Source organism: Marinobacter sp. EhC06, from assembly GCF_001650915.1.
Taxonomy (GTDB): Bacteria; Pseudomonadota; Gammaproteobacteria; order Pseudomonadales; family Oleiphilaceae; genus Marinobacter.
Window position 1 is genome coordinate 30657 of record NZ_LXYO01000023.1, and the last position, 14606, is coordinate 45262.

Sequence of the window (14606 nt, forward strand, 5' to 3'; positions counted from 1 at the left end):
GTTCATCCAATGCAATGTTTCTTGACTTAATATGCGCAAAACGCATAGATATAGTGCCATGGACACACGACACATCCGGCATTTCATGGCGTTAGTTGAGTGCGGCAGTTTTGCCCGCGCCTCGGAAGTCGTGCACCTGTCTCAACCGGCGTTAAGTCGCAGCATCCAGGAACTGGAGCGCCAACTCGGGGCAAGACTGTTCGATCGGGGGCGCTTCGGGGTGGTTTTGACCGCGCACGGGCGAGCCGCTCTACCCCATGTCCGGGGCCTGCTGGCAGCGGCAGAGTCTTTAAGACAGGAAGTCGAGGCCATCGACGAGCTTGAGACAGGCGAATTGAATATCGGAACCGGCCCCTACCCGGCGCTGGCCCTGATGGATAAGGTCTGTGCCCGGTTTGTGGATCAGTACCCGGGAATCCGCCTCAACATTCGGACAGATAACTGGCAGGATTTACGCCTTGCGCTGTTGGACCATGAGATAGAGCTCTTTGTGGCCGATACCGGCGAGTTGTCTGGCGATCCCGATCTGGAAATAACCCACTTGCCGCAGCCCGAAGTTGTTGTGTTTTGTCGTCATGATCACCCGTTGGCTCAGGCGACGGGGGTGGTATGGGGAGATTTACTCGATTATCCAATAGCCATGACACGTGTTCCTGAAGATATGGAACGGAATATTCAGGCCATGAGCGCGCAACAAGGGGGGCTGAAACGAAGAATCGAGTGCGACAATATTGCCATGCTTGCCGCCATTGTTACTGGCAGCAAGGCCATCAGTATCGCACCCAGACCTATAGTGGCCGATTTGCTTGATAGCGGAAAGGTGACAACCGTTTCTGTATCCGGGATTGAGACTCTTCGGACCCGCTATGGTGTCTTGCAGCGTTGCGGGAGGCCGCTTTCACCGGCGGCAGCCAAGTTCCATTCCATGGTTCTGGAATTCGCAAAACTGAAATGAACCAGGAACATGGCATTTAAGGCGCATTCCAGAAAGCCGGGTTTGTGAAGCGGCGGCAAACATGATTCAGACCGGACCGTGATCAATGGCGGACAAGGCCTCGTTCACCTGGAACACTTTGCCGTTGACCTTCGGTACACCGAATTCTTTCAGCCGGGCCGCCCAGCCTGTTCAGATACCATTTAGCTGCCACGATTGACCAAAACGCGGCCATCACGCACCGACGCCAGAACCGGCAACTGCCCAAGCAGCACCTCATAGGGCGACCGCCCCTGCAGAACAACACAGCGAGCCGGAAGGCCCTCCTCGATGCCGTATTCTTCCAGATCCAATGCTGCAGCACCGTTGTCGGTGATCAGCTCCAGCGACCGATCAATCCAACCCATGCCCAGCATGTGGCAGGCGTGCAGGCCTACGTCCAGGGTACGGAGCATGTTGCCGTTGCCCAGTGGATACCAGGGATCGCGGATGGAATCCTGGCCGAAGGCCACCTTCAGCCCCGCATCCAGCAGTTCCGGAACCCGGGTCAGGCCACGGCGTTTCGGGTAACCATCGAATCGTCCCTGCAGGTGCAGGCTTTCGGTGGGCATGGACAGGAAACGCAGGCCGGATTTCTTCAACAAGCGGAACAGCCGGCTGCAGTAATGGTCGTTGTACGAGCCCATGGCACAGGTATGGCTGGCGGTGACCCGTGAGCCATAATCCAGCTTGAGCGCCTCTGCAGCGAGCACTTCCAGGAAACGGGACTCGGGATCATCAATCTCGTCGCAATGCACATCCACCAGAAGGTCGTGTTTGTGGGCCAACGCCACCAGCCATTGAACCGATTCAACACCGTAGTCTCGAGTGAATTCGAAATGGGGAATGCCACCGACAACATCGGCCCCCAGACGAACCGCCTCTTCCATCAGCTCCTTGCCCTGGGGAAATGACCAGAGGCCTTCCTGGGGAAAAGCGACAATCTGCAGGTCGACTGTGTCAGCCATGCGCTCACGCACTTCCAACATGGCCTTCAGCCCTGTCAGCTTGGGGTCCGTCACGTCCACGTGGGTGCGGACGTGCTGAATGCCGTTATCGGCAAACAGCTTCAACGTCTGTTCGGCCCGGCCAATCACGTCGTCATGAGTCAGGCTGGCTTTGCGTTCAGACCAACACTCGATCCCTTCAAACAAGGTACCACTCTGGTTCCAGCGTGGCTCGCCGGCGGTCATGGCCGCGTCCAGGTGGATGTGCGGCTCCACGAAAGGAGGAGCGACCAGATTTCCGCCGGCGTCCAGCTGGTTCTCGGCAACGCTTTCAGTCGCATCCTGCGCCGTGACACTGCTGAATTTTCCATCAGTGATGGTCAGCCGGAATAACCCCTCACGGCCCTGCAACCGAGCATTGATAATAGCGTTCAGATTTTCACTCATAACATCTCCACACAGATTTTCCGCTGGTTTGAATCATGGCCTCGACAACAGATGGGCCAGCACCAGGGTTTTGAAATATTCATTCGGTTCAGCCGCCGGAGGCATCTCCGCGACCAACCGATTCATCCGGTTCCGGATGGTGTTTCTGTGGCAGCCAAGGGCTTCGGCCATGGCGCACTGGTTTCCACGCTCCTGAAGCCATGACTCCAGAAGATCACGACTGTTCAGCAACTCGGCTTCCATCCCGGGCAGGTACTGCCGGATCAGTCGTTCGAGCTGGTGACTGCCGATACCGGCTATCAACGCCTCCGCCAGCCCGTCTTCCCGGGGTTCTTGCGCTCGCTCCGATGCGACAATCGCCCGGGCGATGGTTTCGGTCACATCCACCAGTGGCAGCGAATAAGGCTGCTCAAACAACGGAATGGCCAGCTCATCCGCCAGACGACTTAACATGGCCGGCAGCTGCCCGATGTAGGCATCGCCGGTCAGCACAACCAGCCCCGATATGCCGCAGTCCCGGCCTTCATAGAGGCACTCGGCCAGGTTGGCCGGGCTACGATGGCGGCTGATACCGGTGACAAATACCAGCTCGCCACCCCTGACCCAGTTGGTGAAAGACCGGTTCTCCGCCAGATAAGGCCAGCGCACCGTGTTTTCTGCGCCGGAACTCCCACCCCGCAGATGGATGGCCCCAAGGCCAGGGAGTTCCGGAATGTCACGGCACGTCAGGGCCATTTACACCGCTCCCAGAACCTGGGCCCGGCGATCACGCACGGCCTCACTGACCACAAGCACTACACCATAACTGGCCGCGGCAACCAGTACGCCAACAATCGGCGCGATCCATGGCGAGGTATAGGCCGCTGCCGAGCCTATGGCATAGGCCGCCAGCCCGGGAATATTGAACGCGGGCAGCGTCGCCGTTTCGAGTGACGGGTACTCGCGCTTATAGCCAATGAAATAGCTGGCCATGATGACCCCGCCAATGGGCGGAATGAAGGTTCCAAGCAACACCAGGAACGGGACAAGCCACTCATACATACCCAGAACAGCCAGCACTGTGCCGATGGCGGCACCGCCCACTGTCACCAGCTTGCGCCGGCGGGTTCGAATCATATTGCAGCCGGCCACGGCGAAGTTGTATACGGTATTATCCTGCGTTGTCCAAAGATTCAGGAAGAGCATGAGAATACCCAGGGTCGCCAGCCCCTGCGCCACCATGATGTCGACGATATCCGCCTGCTGGTAAACCAGAGCACCAAAGGCGCCGATCAGCGTCATCAATCCATTACCGAGGAAGAACGCCAGTAGGGTCGCAATCACCGCCGTTTTTCCGGATTTGGCAAAACGGGTCCAGTTGGTAGCCTGGGTGCCTCCACTGACGAAAGTGCCGAACACCATGGTAATAGCAGCAGCTACGGTCATTTCGTCTGAGGGGGTAATGGCGAGTAATCCCGAAAATCCACCGGCGTCCGAGGTGGCGATTGTCATACTCACCGCTACCAAAATAATCATCGCCGGCACCGCAAAGCGGGACAGCATTTCCAGCCCCTTGTAGCCAATGAACGCGGTGATACAGAAGCCGAAACCGAACACCACCATCAGGGGCGTGGTCCAGCTCTCGGGCAAGCCCGTCAGCTTGACCAGGAGAATGGCCATGGTAGCCGTGCCCCAGGCGTACCAGCCGATCTGGGTAAAGCCCAGGATGAAGTCGGAGAGTTTGCTGCCCAGCTCACCGAAGGTAAAACGGGACATCAGTGCCGTATTCAGCCCCGATTTGGCAGCGATGTAGCCAAGAATGGCGGCATAGGTACCCAGAAGAAGGTTCCCGGCTGCCAACACCAGCAGCATCGTTAAAAAATCGAATGCAACACCGATACTGCCGCCCGCCCACATGGTGGCTGTGAAAAAGGTGAAGCCAAGCAGAACCAGGCCCATGGACCAGATACTGCGGCGCTGGTCCATGGGCACCGGGCTGAGCGGGTAGTCCTGTTCCTGAGGAGTCACTTGTGAGGTCATTGCCTTGTCTCTCTTTGATAAAAACACGAGAGAAAGATGGCAACGTCTGTGCCATGTGGTCCTCACGGCCATGATTTGAGAGAGTGGATGACACCTGACCTGTGCACTTTGCACAATCACACCAGGTCAGGATGTAGTCGCATCCCGGGTTCGCCCTGACCTGGTGCAAAAAAGCAGGCCAACGCTCATTTCAGTGCAGGACTGCCCAAAGACCAGACCCTGCAATACCGGCAATCCTGGATGGGAATGATCAAAAGAACGCCTGAATACCGGTCTGGGCTCGACCCAGAATCAGAGCGTGCACATCGTGAGTGCCTTCATAGGTATTCACCACTTCCAGATTCACCAGATGTCGCGCCACCCCAAATTCATCACTGATTCCGTTCCCCCCGAGCATATCCCTGGCCAGGCGGGCAACATCCAGGGCCTTGCCGCAGGAATTGCGCTTCATGATGGAAGTGATCTCGACGGCAGCCGTGCCCTCATCCTTCATCCGACCAAGACGCAGGCAGCCTTGCAGGGCCAGGGTGATGTCGGTCTGCATATCTGCCAGCTTTTTCTGGATCAGCTGGTTGGCGGCCAGGGGCCGACCGAACTGCTTGCGGTCCAGCACATACTGGCGAGCGGTGTGCCAGCAATCTTCGGCGGCACCCAGAGCACCCCAGGAAATACCGTAGCGGGCGGAGTTCAGGCAGGTGAACGGCCCCTTCAGCCCTCGCACGTCCGGGAAGGCGTTTTCTTCCGGCACAAAGACGCCGTCCATCACGATTTCACCGGTGATCGAGGCCCGCAGCCCTACCTTGCCGTGAATGGCCGGGGCACTCAGGCCCTCCCAGCCTTTCTCAAGCACAAAGCCGCGAATTGCGCCGTCGTCGTCCTTGGCCCAGACCACGAACACATCAGCGATTGGGCTGTTGGTAATCCACATCTTGCTGCCGGTCAGGCGGTAACCGCCGTCCACCTTGCGGGCGCGGGTCGCCATGTTGCCGGGATCGGAGCCATGGTCTGGTTCGGTCAACCCGAAACACCCAATCCATTCTCCGGAAGCGAGTTTGGGCAGATACTTCTGGCGGGTTTCCTCATTACCGAATTCGTAGATGGGCACCATCACCAGAGATGACTGCACACTCATCATGGACCGGTAACCGGAATCCACCCGCTCCACCTCGCGAGCGATCAGGCCATAACACACGTAATTCAGGCCGCTACCGCCGTATTGCTCGGGAATGGTACATCCCAGCAGGCCTGTCTCGCCCATTTCCCGGAATATCTCCGGGTCGGTCTGTTCGTTGCGGAAGGCTTCCAGCACCCGGGGCCGGAGCTTACTTTCGGCAAACTGGCGAGCACTCTCGCGCACCATGCGCTCGTCTTCGGTCAGTTGCTGGTCCAGCAACAGCGGGTCTTCCCAGTTGAAACTTGCCTGGTTGGCCATGATGTTTTGTCTCCGTGTCGTTATTCGTATTTGGAAAGCGCTCGAGCCCCACTCGATCCAACTTGCCTAAGATCCTGGCATCTGCGCAGATTAACGGTGCTTCCACTGGGGCTGGCGCTTCTCGAGAAATGCGGTCATACCCTCGTTGCGATCCTCACTGGCAAAACTGGACCACAGTAGCCGGCGCTCGAATTCCACTCCGGCTCTTAACGTGGTCTCGAAGGCCTGGTTCACAGCCTCCTTGTTGATCATGGTGGCCATCTGAGAGTAACCGGCGATTTCCGCTGCTGTTGTCAGGGCTGTTTCGATCAGATCCCCGGCTGGCACGACCCGGCTGACCAGGCCGCTGCGTTCGGCTTCCTGCGCATCCATCATCCGCCCGGTCAGGCACAGGTCCATGGTCTTGGCCTTGCCAATGGCCCGGGCCAGGCGCTGGGTTCCTCCAGCTCCGGGCAGGGTGCCAATTTTCACTTCCGGCTGGCCGAAGCGGGCGTTATCGGCGGCAATCAAGAGGTCACACATCATCGCCAGTTCACAGCCACCGCCAAGTGCCAGGCCGGCCACCGCGGCAATCACCGGCTTTCGGCATCGGGTAACGATTTCCCAATTGGCGGAGATGAAGCGCTCACGGTAGGCCCGGGAAAAGTCCAGGGCATGGACTTCGGCAATATCCGCGCCGGCGGCAAAGGCTTTCTCGTTGCCGGTAATGACGATGGCGCGGATGGCCTCATCCGCTTCCAGGACTTCCAGAGCGGAAGTCAGTTCGTTCATCAGTGCATTGTTCAACGCGTTGTAGACCTCTGGTCGGTTGAGTCTGACCAGGGCCACAGCCTCGTGCTTTTGAAGCAATATGTTGCTGTACTCCATAACCATCTCCACTAAAAGGCGTTTTCTTATTACTTCCTTATGAAAGCCATGTAAGCTTATTTGTTCGATTTACAGAGGCTACACTCGAACATTTTTTAAGGCAAGATGTTGACATATTATTTTGAGAAGGCGTATGTTGAAACTGACAAGGCAACGACCTGCTTATGCGGGCTGGCCACCCAACAAAAACAAACCGGACACAACAGGTGAATCAGATGGATACAGGCATCACTCTCAATCCGGAACGCCGTGACGCCATGCTGGAAAGCGGCGCCTGGAACGAAAAACTCATTACCGACTACCTGGATCAGGCAGTCGCCAGCACTCCGGACCGGGAAGCCATCGTCGACTACCAGGTCACCAGCGACACCCGCACCGCCCTCACTTATCGGGAACTCAATGACAAAGTCACCCGCATGGCGGCGGGCCTGGCCGGCATGGGCATCGGTAAAGGCGACGTGGTGGCCTGCCAGCTACCGAACTGGTGGCAGACCACCGCCCTGCATCTGGCCTGCATGCGCATCGGCGCGATTCTGAATCCGCTCATGCCCATCTTCCGGGAGCGGGAACTGCGGTTCATGCTCAAGCATGGCGAGGCCAAACTGCTGGTGATTCCGAGAGTGTTCCGGGGCTTTAACTACGAAGCCATGATCGACGGTATTCGCGGAGAGCTGCCGAACCTGGAAACTCTGCTGGTGATCGGCGGCGAGGGCGAACGCAGCTTCGAACAGCGCCTGATGGAGACTCCCTGGGAAGAAAAGCAAGACACCAAGGCCCTGTTTGCCGAGCGCCAACTAACCGCCGACGACGCCATCCAGATCCTCTACACTTCCGGTACCACAGGCGAACCCAAGGGGGTCATGCACACCTCCAACACCCTGTTCTCCAATGTACGTCCTTACGCCGACCGCCTGCACCTGAGCTCGGACGACAAGGTGTTGATGGCCTCTCCGGTGGCCCACCAGACCGGCTTCATGTACGGCATCATGATGCCCATTTACCTGGGCACCACCGCCATCCTCCAGGACATCTGGGACGCGGACTATGTCTGCAAGGTGATTGCTGCCGAGAGACCGGCCTTCACCATGGCCGCCACGCCGTTCCTGGCGGATCTGGTGAAAACCGCACCCAAGCACGAGGGCGAACTGGATTCCCTGCGCATTTTCGTCTCGGCCGGCGCACCGATCCCCAGTGCCGTGGTTGAGCAAGCCGGCAAGGTGCTGAAGGCAAAGATTGTCTCGGCCTGGGGCATGACCGAAAACGGGGCCGTCACCATGACCTGCCCGGAAGATCCCGCCGAGCGGGCCAGCCAATCCGACGGCAAGGCCATGCCCTTCATGGACGTGAAAGTCACCGACTTCCAGGGCAACGAACTGCCTGCCGGAGAAGAAGGTAGCCTGCTGGTCCGGGGCTCCAGCCTGTTTGTGGGCTATCTCAAACGGCCCGAGCTTTACGGTGTGGACAAAGCCGGCTGGTTCAATACCGGCGACCTCGCGCGCATGGACAAGGATGGCTACATCCGCATCACCGGTCGCACCAAGGATGTGGTGATCCGCGGCGGCGAAAACATCCCCGTGGTTGAAGTAGAAAACCTGCTCTACAAGTACCCGGGCATTGTCGATGTGGCGCTGGTGGGTTGCCCGGACGAGCGCCTGGGTGAGCGCCTCTGCGCCTACGCCACCCTCGACGAGAACGCCACCGACCTTACCCTGGACCAGTTAAAGGCCTACCTGACCGAACAGCAACTGTCCAAGAACTACCTGCCGGAATACCTGGAAGTGATCGAGGCCATGCCCCGCACCGCCTCCGGCAAGATCCAGAAATTCAAACTGCGCGAGCAGGCCAAAGAGGTTCGTCTGGAACCGGCCAAGCGCAGTTAATCACATTGATCTAACAGCAACAGGAGCAAGTCATCATGAGAGGCCTTAAGGGAAAAACCGTCATCGTGACCGGCGGCGGGGGCGGCATTGGCCGCGCCGTGTGTCAACGTTTTGCCGAGGAAGGAAGCCTGGTGGCCGTACTGGACCGTGATGAAAGCGCGGCTCAAGCCACGGCACACCTGATCATCGAAACCGGAGGCAAGGCCCGCGCCTACGCCGCCGACATCACCGATTACGCCGCGATTACTGACACCGTGGCGGCCATCGAGAGCGATCTGGGCGTGCCCACAGTGCTGGTAAACAACGCCGGTTTCGACCGCTTCATGCCGTTCCTGAAAACCGAGCCCAAACTCTGGGACCAGCTGATCGCAGTGAACCTGACCGGTGCGCTGAACATGCATCATGTGGTACTGCCGAAAATGATTGCCGCCGGTGGCGGCAAGGTCATCAACGTCGCTTCAGATGCGGCCCGCGTCGGCTCCTCCGGCGAGTCCGTCTACGCCGCCTGCAAGGCCGGTCTGGTGGGCTTCAGCAAGACCGTGGCCCGGGAACTGGCCACCAAGAACGTGTGCCTGAATGTGGTCTGCCCCGGCCCCACAGACACTGCCTTACTCAAGGGCGTCGCGGAATCCGCACCCAACCCGGAAAAATTGCTGGAAGCCTTCCGCAATGCCGTGCCCATGAAGCGCCTGGCCCAACCGGAAGACTACCCCGGCGTCATCGCCCTGCTCGCCAGTGACGATGCCAATTTCATTACCGGCCAGGTGATCAGCGTGTCCGGCGGCCTGACCATGGCCGGCTAAGCGGCCAGTTATACGAGCTAGGAGAACGCACCATGAATTACGAAGACATCCTGTACGACGAAAACAACGGCGTCGCCACCATCACCATCAACCGTCCGGACCGCTACAACGCGTTCCGCGGCCAGACCTGCATGGAGCTGCTGGACGCCTTCAACCGCGCCGGCTGGAACAAGGACATCGGCGTCATTGTATTCACCGGCGCTGGTGAGAAAGCCTTCTGCACCGGCGGCGACCAGGGCGCACACGAAGGCCAGTACGACGGCCGCGGCCTGATCGGCCTGCCGGTGGAAGAGCTTCAGCGGACCATCCGCGAAGTACCCAAGCCGGTGATCGCCCGGGTCAACGGTTTCGCCATCGGCGGCGGCCACGTGCTGCACGTGATCTGTGACCTGAGCATTGCCTCGGAAACCGCCGTTTTTGGCCAGGTTGGCCCGAAAGTCGGCTCGGTGGATCCCGGCTTCGGCACCGCTTACCTGGCGCGGGTTGTCGGTGAGAAACGCGCCCGGGAAATCTGGTACCTGTGCCGCAAGTATTCTGCCCAGCAGGCGCTGGAGTGGGGCCTGGTGAACGCCGTGGTACCGCCAGAGCAGCTGGACGAGGAAGTGCAGAAGTGGTGTGAGGAAATCCTTGAGAAGAGCCCCTCCGCTCTCACCATCGCCAAGCGCTCGTTCAATGCCGACAGCGACAACATTGCCGGCATCGGTGCCCTTGGGATGCAGGCATTGAGCCTGTATTACGACACCGAAGAGTCCAAAGAAGGCGTGAAAGCCTTCAAGGAAAAGCGCAAGCCGGACTTCCGGAAATTCTACAAGTAAGCAGATCGACCCGGTGGCCACCGGTCACCGGGTCACAGACAACGCCCGGAGAACACCATGAATTTCGGATTCAATGAAGAACAGAACGCAATTCGCGAAGTTGTGGCCCGCTTCAGCGCCGAGGTGCTGGCTCCGGGCTATCGCAAGCGGGACCAGGCCGGCATCATCGAGAAGGATGTCATCCGCCAGCTCGGCGAGATGGGGCTGCTTGGTGGCGAACTGCCGGAAGAATTCGGTGGCAGCGGTATGGACTGTGTTACCAGTGGCCTGATCATTGAGGAAATCTCCAAGGGGGATTTCAACGTTGGCTACATTCCCCTGCTGACTTCCCTCAACGGCCAGATCATTGCCAGCCACGCCGCGCCGGACCTGGCAAAGGAGTGGCTGCACGGAATGACCTCCGGCCAGAAGGTGGCGTGCATTGCCCTGACCGAACCCCACGGCGGTTCCGACGCTGCCAACCTGCGCCTGAAGGCGGAGAAAAAGGGCGACGTATACGTGCTCAACGGCGAGAAAACCTCCATTTCCATGGCCGACCAGGCCGACGTGGCGGTGGTCTTTGCCCGCACCGGCACGGTGGAACAACGGGCGTCTGGCATCAGCGCGTTCCTGGTGCCCATGGACAGCCCGGGCATCACCACCACCCGGTTCGAGGACAACGGCCAGCGCGCCATCGGTCGCGGCTCGATTTTCTTCGATAACGTGGAAGTGCCCGCCGTCAACATGATGGGCGACGAGGGTAAAGGCTTCAAACAGGTCATGCAGGGCTTTGATTACAGCCGCGCCCTGATCGGCCTGCAGTGTCTGGCCGTGGCCCAACAATCCCTGGATGAAACCTGGCAATGGCTCACCGAGCGAACCGCCTTCGGCCAGAACCTGTCCGCATTCCAGGGCCTGACTCATCCGCTGGCTGAATACCAGACCTATGTTCATGCTGCTCGCATGCAGTGCTACCATGCGCTCTGGCTCAAGGACAACAACCTGCCCCACAACGCTGAAGCCGCTATGAACAAGTGGTGGGGCCCGAAACTCGCCTTCGATGTGGTGAAACAGTGCCTGCTGGCCCACGGCCACACCGGTTGGGGAGAAGATTTGCCTTTCGCCCAGCGGTTGCGGGATGTTCTTGGCCTTCAGATAGGTGACGGTACCGCGCAGATCATGAAGAACATTATTGCCCGCGAATACCTGCCAAAGTGACGCGTCCCATGCCTTCCGTGATTCAGGACGCCGAAAACCGCCATCGCCGGCCCAGGGGCCAGCAGGGCACTACAGGAGCACAAATGATCGTCAACGAATCCGGAGGCATCCCCAACCGCCTGTTTTTCCGCCTGTTCCAGACAGGAAACATTCTGCAGCGCCAGGTTCAGAATGAAATGGGCATCAGCGCCGTGCAGTGGGCAGTACTGGGTGCATTATCTCGAGAAGGCTTCGAGGACGGTACCTCATTCAATCAACTGAAAGAGTACCTCTACGTCAGTCGCCAAAACCTCGATGGCGTGCTCAAACGAATGGAACGAGACGGGCATGTTGTTCGGATACCGGATCCCCAGGATCGCCGAGCCAGACTGGTATTACTGACGGAATCTGGTCGGCTTTTCTGGGATCGGCTGCAAGACACCATTGCCGAGTTTTACAGACAGGCCATGCAGGGGATGAGTTTTGATGACGGTGTCAGCTTGCTTCATCTTCTGAAAAAGCTTCAGCATGGACTTATTGACGTTTCTCTGGAATCTCCCCGCCAAGACCTGTGAAGGACCGAATGTTGGTAGTTTTGCGACAACCATAACCGAACAGCTGTGTGCCCAGATTCGGTGTGAATCCATCCTGAGCTTTCAGCGATTTGCGGACTTGGCTAGGCCCTGAGCTCTTTCCCTACCCAGTACCGAATAGCCCACCAACCAATGCTGAAACGATATCTGTGGTCGCATTGCCACAGGCATTGCGCGCCTCCCTCACCAGATTGGCAACCAGGTCCTCATCCAGCGAGCGCTTTAAAAACGCCAGCGTTGATTCACTGGCAATATTTGCAATCGCCATACCGAGCACGTGAGCTCCAGCCAATCTCGTATCCCAGTCATGCGCCTCAAGAACGGCTTCATGCTGTTCGTAAAACCGGTCCGTTTGTCCTGGGATATTTTCATAGTTAGACGCCAGGTAGGCAATATCGGCAGCGTCTTTACGCCTAATTTGGGCGTCTCTTTCCAACCAAGCAACCAATTTTAAAAGGGTTAATCCCTCGGGGCTTGCAACTGGCAGCTCTAATCTCGGCTCTTTTTTTACCGTCAACCAATCAGCATTATCCAGTGCATCCTTAAAACCGACCACGCTCATCTGCACTTCCCCAGAAGGCGGCCACGCAATGATTGAATGGTCACTTTCAACCGCGCCAAAAGGAAGAATGTCGATAGGTCCGCCCTGTGGGCCCTGTAAACGATGAGGGAGATCGGTTTTGGTATAACCTTCACCAATCAGGCTGTCGCGAATGCGTTCAAAACCAGCCCAATCCGGGACCTGAACGGCAAGGTCGATGTCCATTGTCGCCCGTTGAATAGGCGCCCCATAGGCGTGATGCATCACCAAATCACGAGCTGATGCACCTACAATGATAAACGGCACCTTTTGATGCAGGGCAACACGCTGGATAGCTTCGTAAACTCTTAATTGGATCGGATCAATATTCTTGGAGTCGATCTCTAATCTTGCCATAGAGCCGCTCCGCTGCTTCCAGGTTTCGGGGTTCGCCGCTCGCTACCAGATCGGCATAAACAAGAATGTCCGGCGCAACACCGGAATTCTGATGCAAGTTATCTGGATCGTAGTGCCAGAATTTCTCGTAAATCTGCAATACGTGAGACTTACTGGCCATAGTCTCGGAAGACTTCCGCAGCCTGTGTTCCACCACCAGGTTTTTTAGTTTGTCTCGGGGTAAATAGATCGTGCCTTGGGCTGGCGATAGAAAATCGTCCAAGAAAGATGCGGCAACTTCCCCCCCCCAGCACCCACCGAAAGCTTCAGGCCTGATTTCCTTCCAGGGCACCTCAGATTTCGCCTGAAACAAGCCCATGCCTAACTCAGGCAGCAATTTTTCCGGGTAAGTCTCAACCCAGCGATCGAACAACTCCATTGCTGATTCAAGAGACCTGGAGCCTTTTTTCCCGTGCTCTCGCACATAGCCCTTGTCTTTCAGGTCGTTCAGAACCCAGCCAATTGCACCGAGTGAAACACCGCTGGCTTCTGCCATTTTTCTGTAGCTTTGACCGACAAGATGAGGGTCTGTTAGAAAACTGAAAATCAGCTTTAAACCAGATGCGTTGAAGGCTCTGGAGGTTTTTCGTGGCGAAGCACTGAGCGAGTCAGGGCGATTGCCTTTTACGAAAATAAAGAATGTCCGTTCGTTCAGATAGGCATTGCCGGCAGCATCAATGAACTGAATGCCGGCCCCTTTCAGACGATCTGCCATATTGGGATTCACGTAATCAGCCACAAGCAATGCAGGCGGAGGCAGTCGTCGCAGCTGAGTAGCGATAGTGCCCACGTTTGCCTGCTGCGCCCATCGCTTGAGCTCGACGCTATATTCAATACCCGTAGAGCCCAACTCAAGAAAAAAGCCGTCAGAATAAGGCCTGACCTCACTCGCTTCGCGCTTGTGTAGCTCAAATCCAGTTTCATGATGGAAGGCGTGAACTGCCTGATTCAGGAGTTCTTGCTCATTGATTAATGTTTTCATAGCCACTCCTCACCCTTGTTCACAAACTAACATCGTTCATTAATAATGAACAACCATTTCTAGTGAACAAAGATATGAAAGCGCCATCTCTTAGCGGCCGGACTTCCCTCCAGCGGAAAGGTCACAGGCCGAACCTATCCAGCAGCCCCCACCAATCAGCGATTACAATCAGGCCGGCTCAAACCGCTCCTGCAACCACGCCTTGATCTCATCGGATTCGTAAAGCCAACGCTCACTGCCATCCTCCTGATGAATCTTCAGGCAGGGTACTTTGATGCGGCCGCCGCCGGCCTCCAACGCCGCACGATGTTCCGGATCATGCTGGGCATCGCGGGTTTCAATGTTCAGGCCAAGCCGGGCGATTTCCTTTCTTACTTTGATACAGAACGGGCAGGCTTTGAACTGGTAAAGGGCGAGATCCTTGCTGGCCTCGTCGGCGCGGGCCTGCTCGTCAGCAGAGCGGGTAACGCTTTCGGGCGTGCTGAGTTTTTCACTGAGCAGCATGAAGGGCGTCAGTACCAGGCGCAGGGTGCGGAAAAAATAGCGAATAATAACTCTCATGAGTAAGACTCAAACTCCGGGTTTCTTGGTAGAAGGTGGCCTGAAAGATGTCAGCCTTCAGGATTGATTTGCGTACTTGATAGCGGTGTACGAGGATATCATTTCAACAGATGAAGTGTTCAGAGTAACGGGTGC

At 57.4% G+C, this 14606-nt stretch carries 15 protein-coding genes; 6 read left to right on the forward strand and 9 right to left on the reverse strand.

Translation table 11 applies throughout. The features are described 5' to 3' along the window. The first annotated feature begins 58 nt into the window (after positions 1 to 58). Positions 59 to 955, forward strand: a complete 897-nt coding sequence (locus tag A8B84_RS10105) for a LysR family transcriptional regulator (RefSeq protein ID WP_008177359.1) — start codon at positions 59 to 61, stop codon at positions 953 to 955. Between the two features lie 66 nt (positions 956 to 1021). Here A8B84_RS10105 and A8B84_RS21500 read toward each other — a convergent pair whose 3' ends face one another. The 6 genes from A8B84_RS21500 to A8B84_RS10130 all read right to left on the reverse strand — a co-directional run bounded on the left by A8B84_RS21500 (position 1022) and on the right by A8B84_RS10130 (position 6685). Further along, positions 1022 to 1108 (reverse strand): hypothetical protein, encoded by an 87-nt coding sequence (locus tag A8B84_RS21500; protein ID WP_138103187.1) that lies wholly within the window; start codon positions 1106 to 1108, stop codon positions 1022 to 1024. A gap of 29 nt (positions 1109 to 1137) precedes the next feature. Beyond that, a complete protein-coding gene (gene codA, locus A8B84_RS10110; RefSeq protein WP_064229076.1) occupies positions 1138 to 2367 on the reverse strand; it encodes a cytosine deaminase in 1230 nt (409 codons plus the stop codon). Between the two features lie 33 nt (positions 2368 to 2400). Further along, complete coding sequence (locus tag A8B84_RS10115; RefSeq protein ID WP_064229077.1) at positions 2401 to 3102, reverse strand: PucR family transcriptional regulator; 702 nt, start codon at positions 3100 to 3102, stop codon at positions 2401 to 2403. Beyond that, entirely contained in the window at positions 3103 to 4386 is a 1284-nt protein-coding gene (gene codB / locus A8B84_RS10120) for a cytosine permease (RefSeq protein WP_064229078.1), read from the reverse strand. A 250-nt stretch (positions 4387 to 4636) separates the two neighbouring features. After that, the gene (locus A8B84_RS10125) at positions 4637 to 5818 is read right to left on the reverse strand and encodes an acyl-CoA dehydrogenase (protein WP_053113905.1); all 1182 of its coding nucleotides are present in this window, start codon (positions 5816 to 5818) and stop codon (positions 4637 to 4639) included. Positions 5819 to 5908: 90 nt separating this feature from the next. Continuing rightward, positions 5909 to 6685 (reverse strand): enoyl-CoA hydratase, encoded by a 777-nt coding sequence (locus A8B84_RS10130; RefSeq protein WP_064230055.1) that lies wholly within the window; start codon positions 6683 to 6685, stop codon positions 5909 to 5911. Positions 6686 to 6900: 215 nt separating this feature from the next. Between A8B84_RS10130 and A8B84_RS10135 the strand changes: the two genes are divergently transcribed. From A8B84_RS10135 to A8B84_RS10155, 5 genes are read left to right on the forward strand one after another with little or no spacing between them, the layout of a single operon-like run. Further along, positions 6901 to 8565: an AMP-binding protein gene (locus A8B84_RS10135; RefSeq protein ID WP_064229079.1), complete on the forward strand. Its 1665-nt coding sequence runs from the start codon at positions 6901 to 6903 to the stop codon at positions 8563 to 8565. Between the two features lie 35 nt (positions 8566 to 8600). Then, positions 8601 to 9368 carry an SDR family NAD(P)-dependent oxidoreductase gene (locus A8B84_RS10140; RefSeq protein ID WP_064229080.1) on the forward strand — a complete coding sequence of 256 codons (768 nt, stop codon included), beginning with the start codon at positions 8601 to 8603 and terminating at the stop codon, positions 9366 to 9368. A gap of 32 nt (positions 9369 to 9400) precedes the next feature. Next, positions 9401 to 10183 (forward strand): enoyl-CoA hydratase-related protein, encoded by a 783-nt coding sequence (locus A8B84_RS10145; protein ID WP_064229081.1) that lies wholly within the window; start codon positions 9401 to 9403, stop codon positions 10181 to 10183. Between the two features lie 57 nt (positions 10184 to 10240). Continuing rightward, positions 10241 to 11380, forward strand: a complete 1140-nt coding sequence (gene aliB, locus A8B84_RS10150) for a cyclohexanecarboxyl-CoA dehydrogenase (protein ID WP_064229082.1) — start codon at positions 10241 to 10243, stop codon at positions 11378 to 11380. A gap of 8 nt (positions 11381 to 11388) precedes the next feature. After that, on the forward strand, positions 11389 to 11934 hold the full coding sequence (locus tag A8B84_RS10155; protein WP_264753893.1) for a MarR family winged helix-turn-helix transcriptional regulator: 546 nt from the start codon (positions 11389 to 11391) through the stop codon (positions 11932 to 11934). Positions 11935 to 12055: 121 nt separating this feature from the next. Here A8B84_RS10155 and A8B84_RS10160 read toward each other — a convergent pair whose 3' ends face one another. The 3 genes from A8B84_RS10160 to A8B84_RS10170 all read right to left on the reverse strand — a co-directional run bounded on the left by A8B84_RS10160 (position 12056) and on the right by A8B84_RS10170 (position 14471). Continuing rightward, entirely contained in the window at positions 12056 to 12889 is an 834-nt protein-coding gene (locus tag A8B84_RS10160; RefSeq protein WP_064229084.1) for a nucleotidyl transferase AbiEii/AbiGii toxin family protein, read from the reverse strand. After that, complete coding sequence (locus A8B84_RS10165; protein ID WP_064229085.1) at positions 12855 to 13910, reverse strand: type IV toxin-antitoxin system AbiEi family antitoxin; 1056 nt, start codon at positions 13908 to 13910, stop codon at positions 12855 to 12857. Before A8B84_RS10165 ends, A8B84_RS10160 begins: the two co-directional genes overlap by 35 nt. A gap of 168 nt (positions 13911 to 14078) precedes the next feature. Beyond that, positions 14079 to 14471, reverse strand: a complete 393-nt coding sequence (locus A8B84_RS10170) for a glutaredoxin family protein (protein WP_064229086.1) — start codon at positions 14469 to 14471, stop codon at positions 14079 to 14081. Positions 14472 to 14606 lie beyond the last annotated feature (135 nt).

Excerpts from the sequence above, each read along its gene's own strand:
- A8B84_RS10105 (WP_008177359.1), top strand. The coding sequence starts at position 59 with ATGGACACACGACACATCCGGCATTTCATGGCGTTAGTTGAGTGCGGC.
- codA (WP_064229076.1), bottom strand. The coding sequence starts at position 2,367 with ATGAGTGAAAATCTGAACGCTATTATCAATGCTCGGTTGCAGGGCCGT.
- A8B84_RS10115 (WP_064229077.1), bottom strand. The coding sequence starts at position 3,102 with ATGGCCCTGACGTGCCGTGACATTCCGGAACTCCCTGGCCTTGGGGCC.
- codB (WP_064229078.1), bottom strand. The coding sequence starts at position 4,386 with ATGACCTCACAAGTGACTCCTCAGGAACAGGACTACCCGCTCAGCCCG.
- A8B84_RS10125 (WP_053113905.1), bottom strand. The coding sequence starts at position 5,818 with ATGGCCAACCAGGCAAGTTTCAACTGGGAAGACCCGCTGTTGCTGGAC.
- A8B84_RS10130 (WP_064230055.1), bottom strand. The coding sequence starts at position 6,685 with ATGGAGTACAGCAACATATTGCTTCAAAAGCACGAGGCTGTGGCCCTG.
- A8B84_RS10135 (WP_064229079.1), top strand. The coding sequence starts at position 6,901 with ATGGATACAGGCATCACTCTCAATCCGGAACGCCGTGACGCCATGCTG.
- A8B84_RS10140 (WP_064229080.1), top strand. The coding sequence starts at position 8,601 with ATGAGAGGCCTTAAGGGAAAAACCGTCATCGTGACCGGCGGCGGGGGC.
- A8B84_RS10145 (WP_064229081.1), top strand. The coding sequence starts at position 9,401 with ATGAATTACGAAGACATCCTGTACGACGAAAACAACGGCGTCGCCACC.
- aliB (WP_064229082.1), top strand. The coding sequence starts at position 10,241 with ATGAATTTCGGATTCAATGAAGAACAGAACGCAATTCGCGAAGTTGTG.
- A8B84_RS10155 (WP_264753893.1), top strand. The coding sequence starts at position 11,389 with ATGCCTTCCGTGATTCAGGACGCCGAAAACCGCCATCGCCGGCCCAGG.
- A8B84_RS10160 (WP_064229084.1), bottom strand. The coding sequence starts at position 12,889 with ATGGCAAGATTAGAGATCGACTCCAAGAATATTGATCCGATCCAATTA.
- A8B84_RS10165 (WP_064229085.1), bottom strand. The coding sequence starts at position 13,910 with ATGAAAACATTAATCAATGAGCAAGAACTCCTGAATCAGGCAGTTCAC.
- A8B84_RS10170 (WP_064229086.1), bottom strand. The coding sequence starts at position 14,471 with ATGAGAGTTATTATTCGCTATTTTTTCCGCACCCTGCGCCTGGTACTG.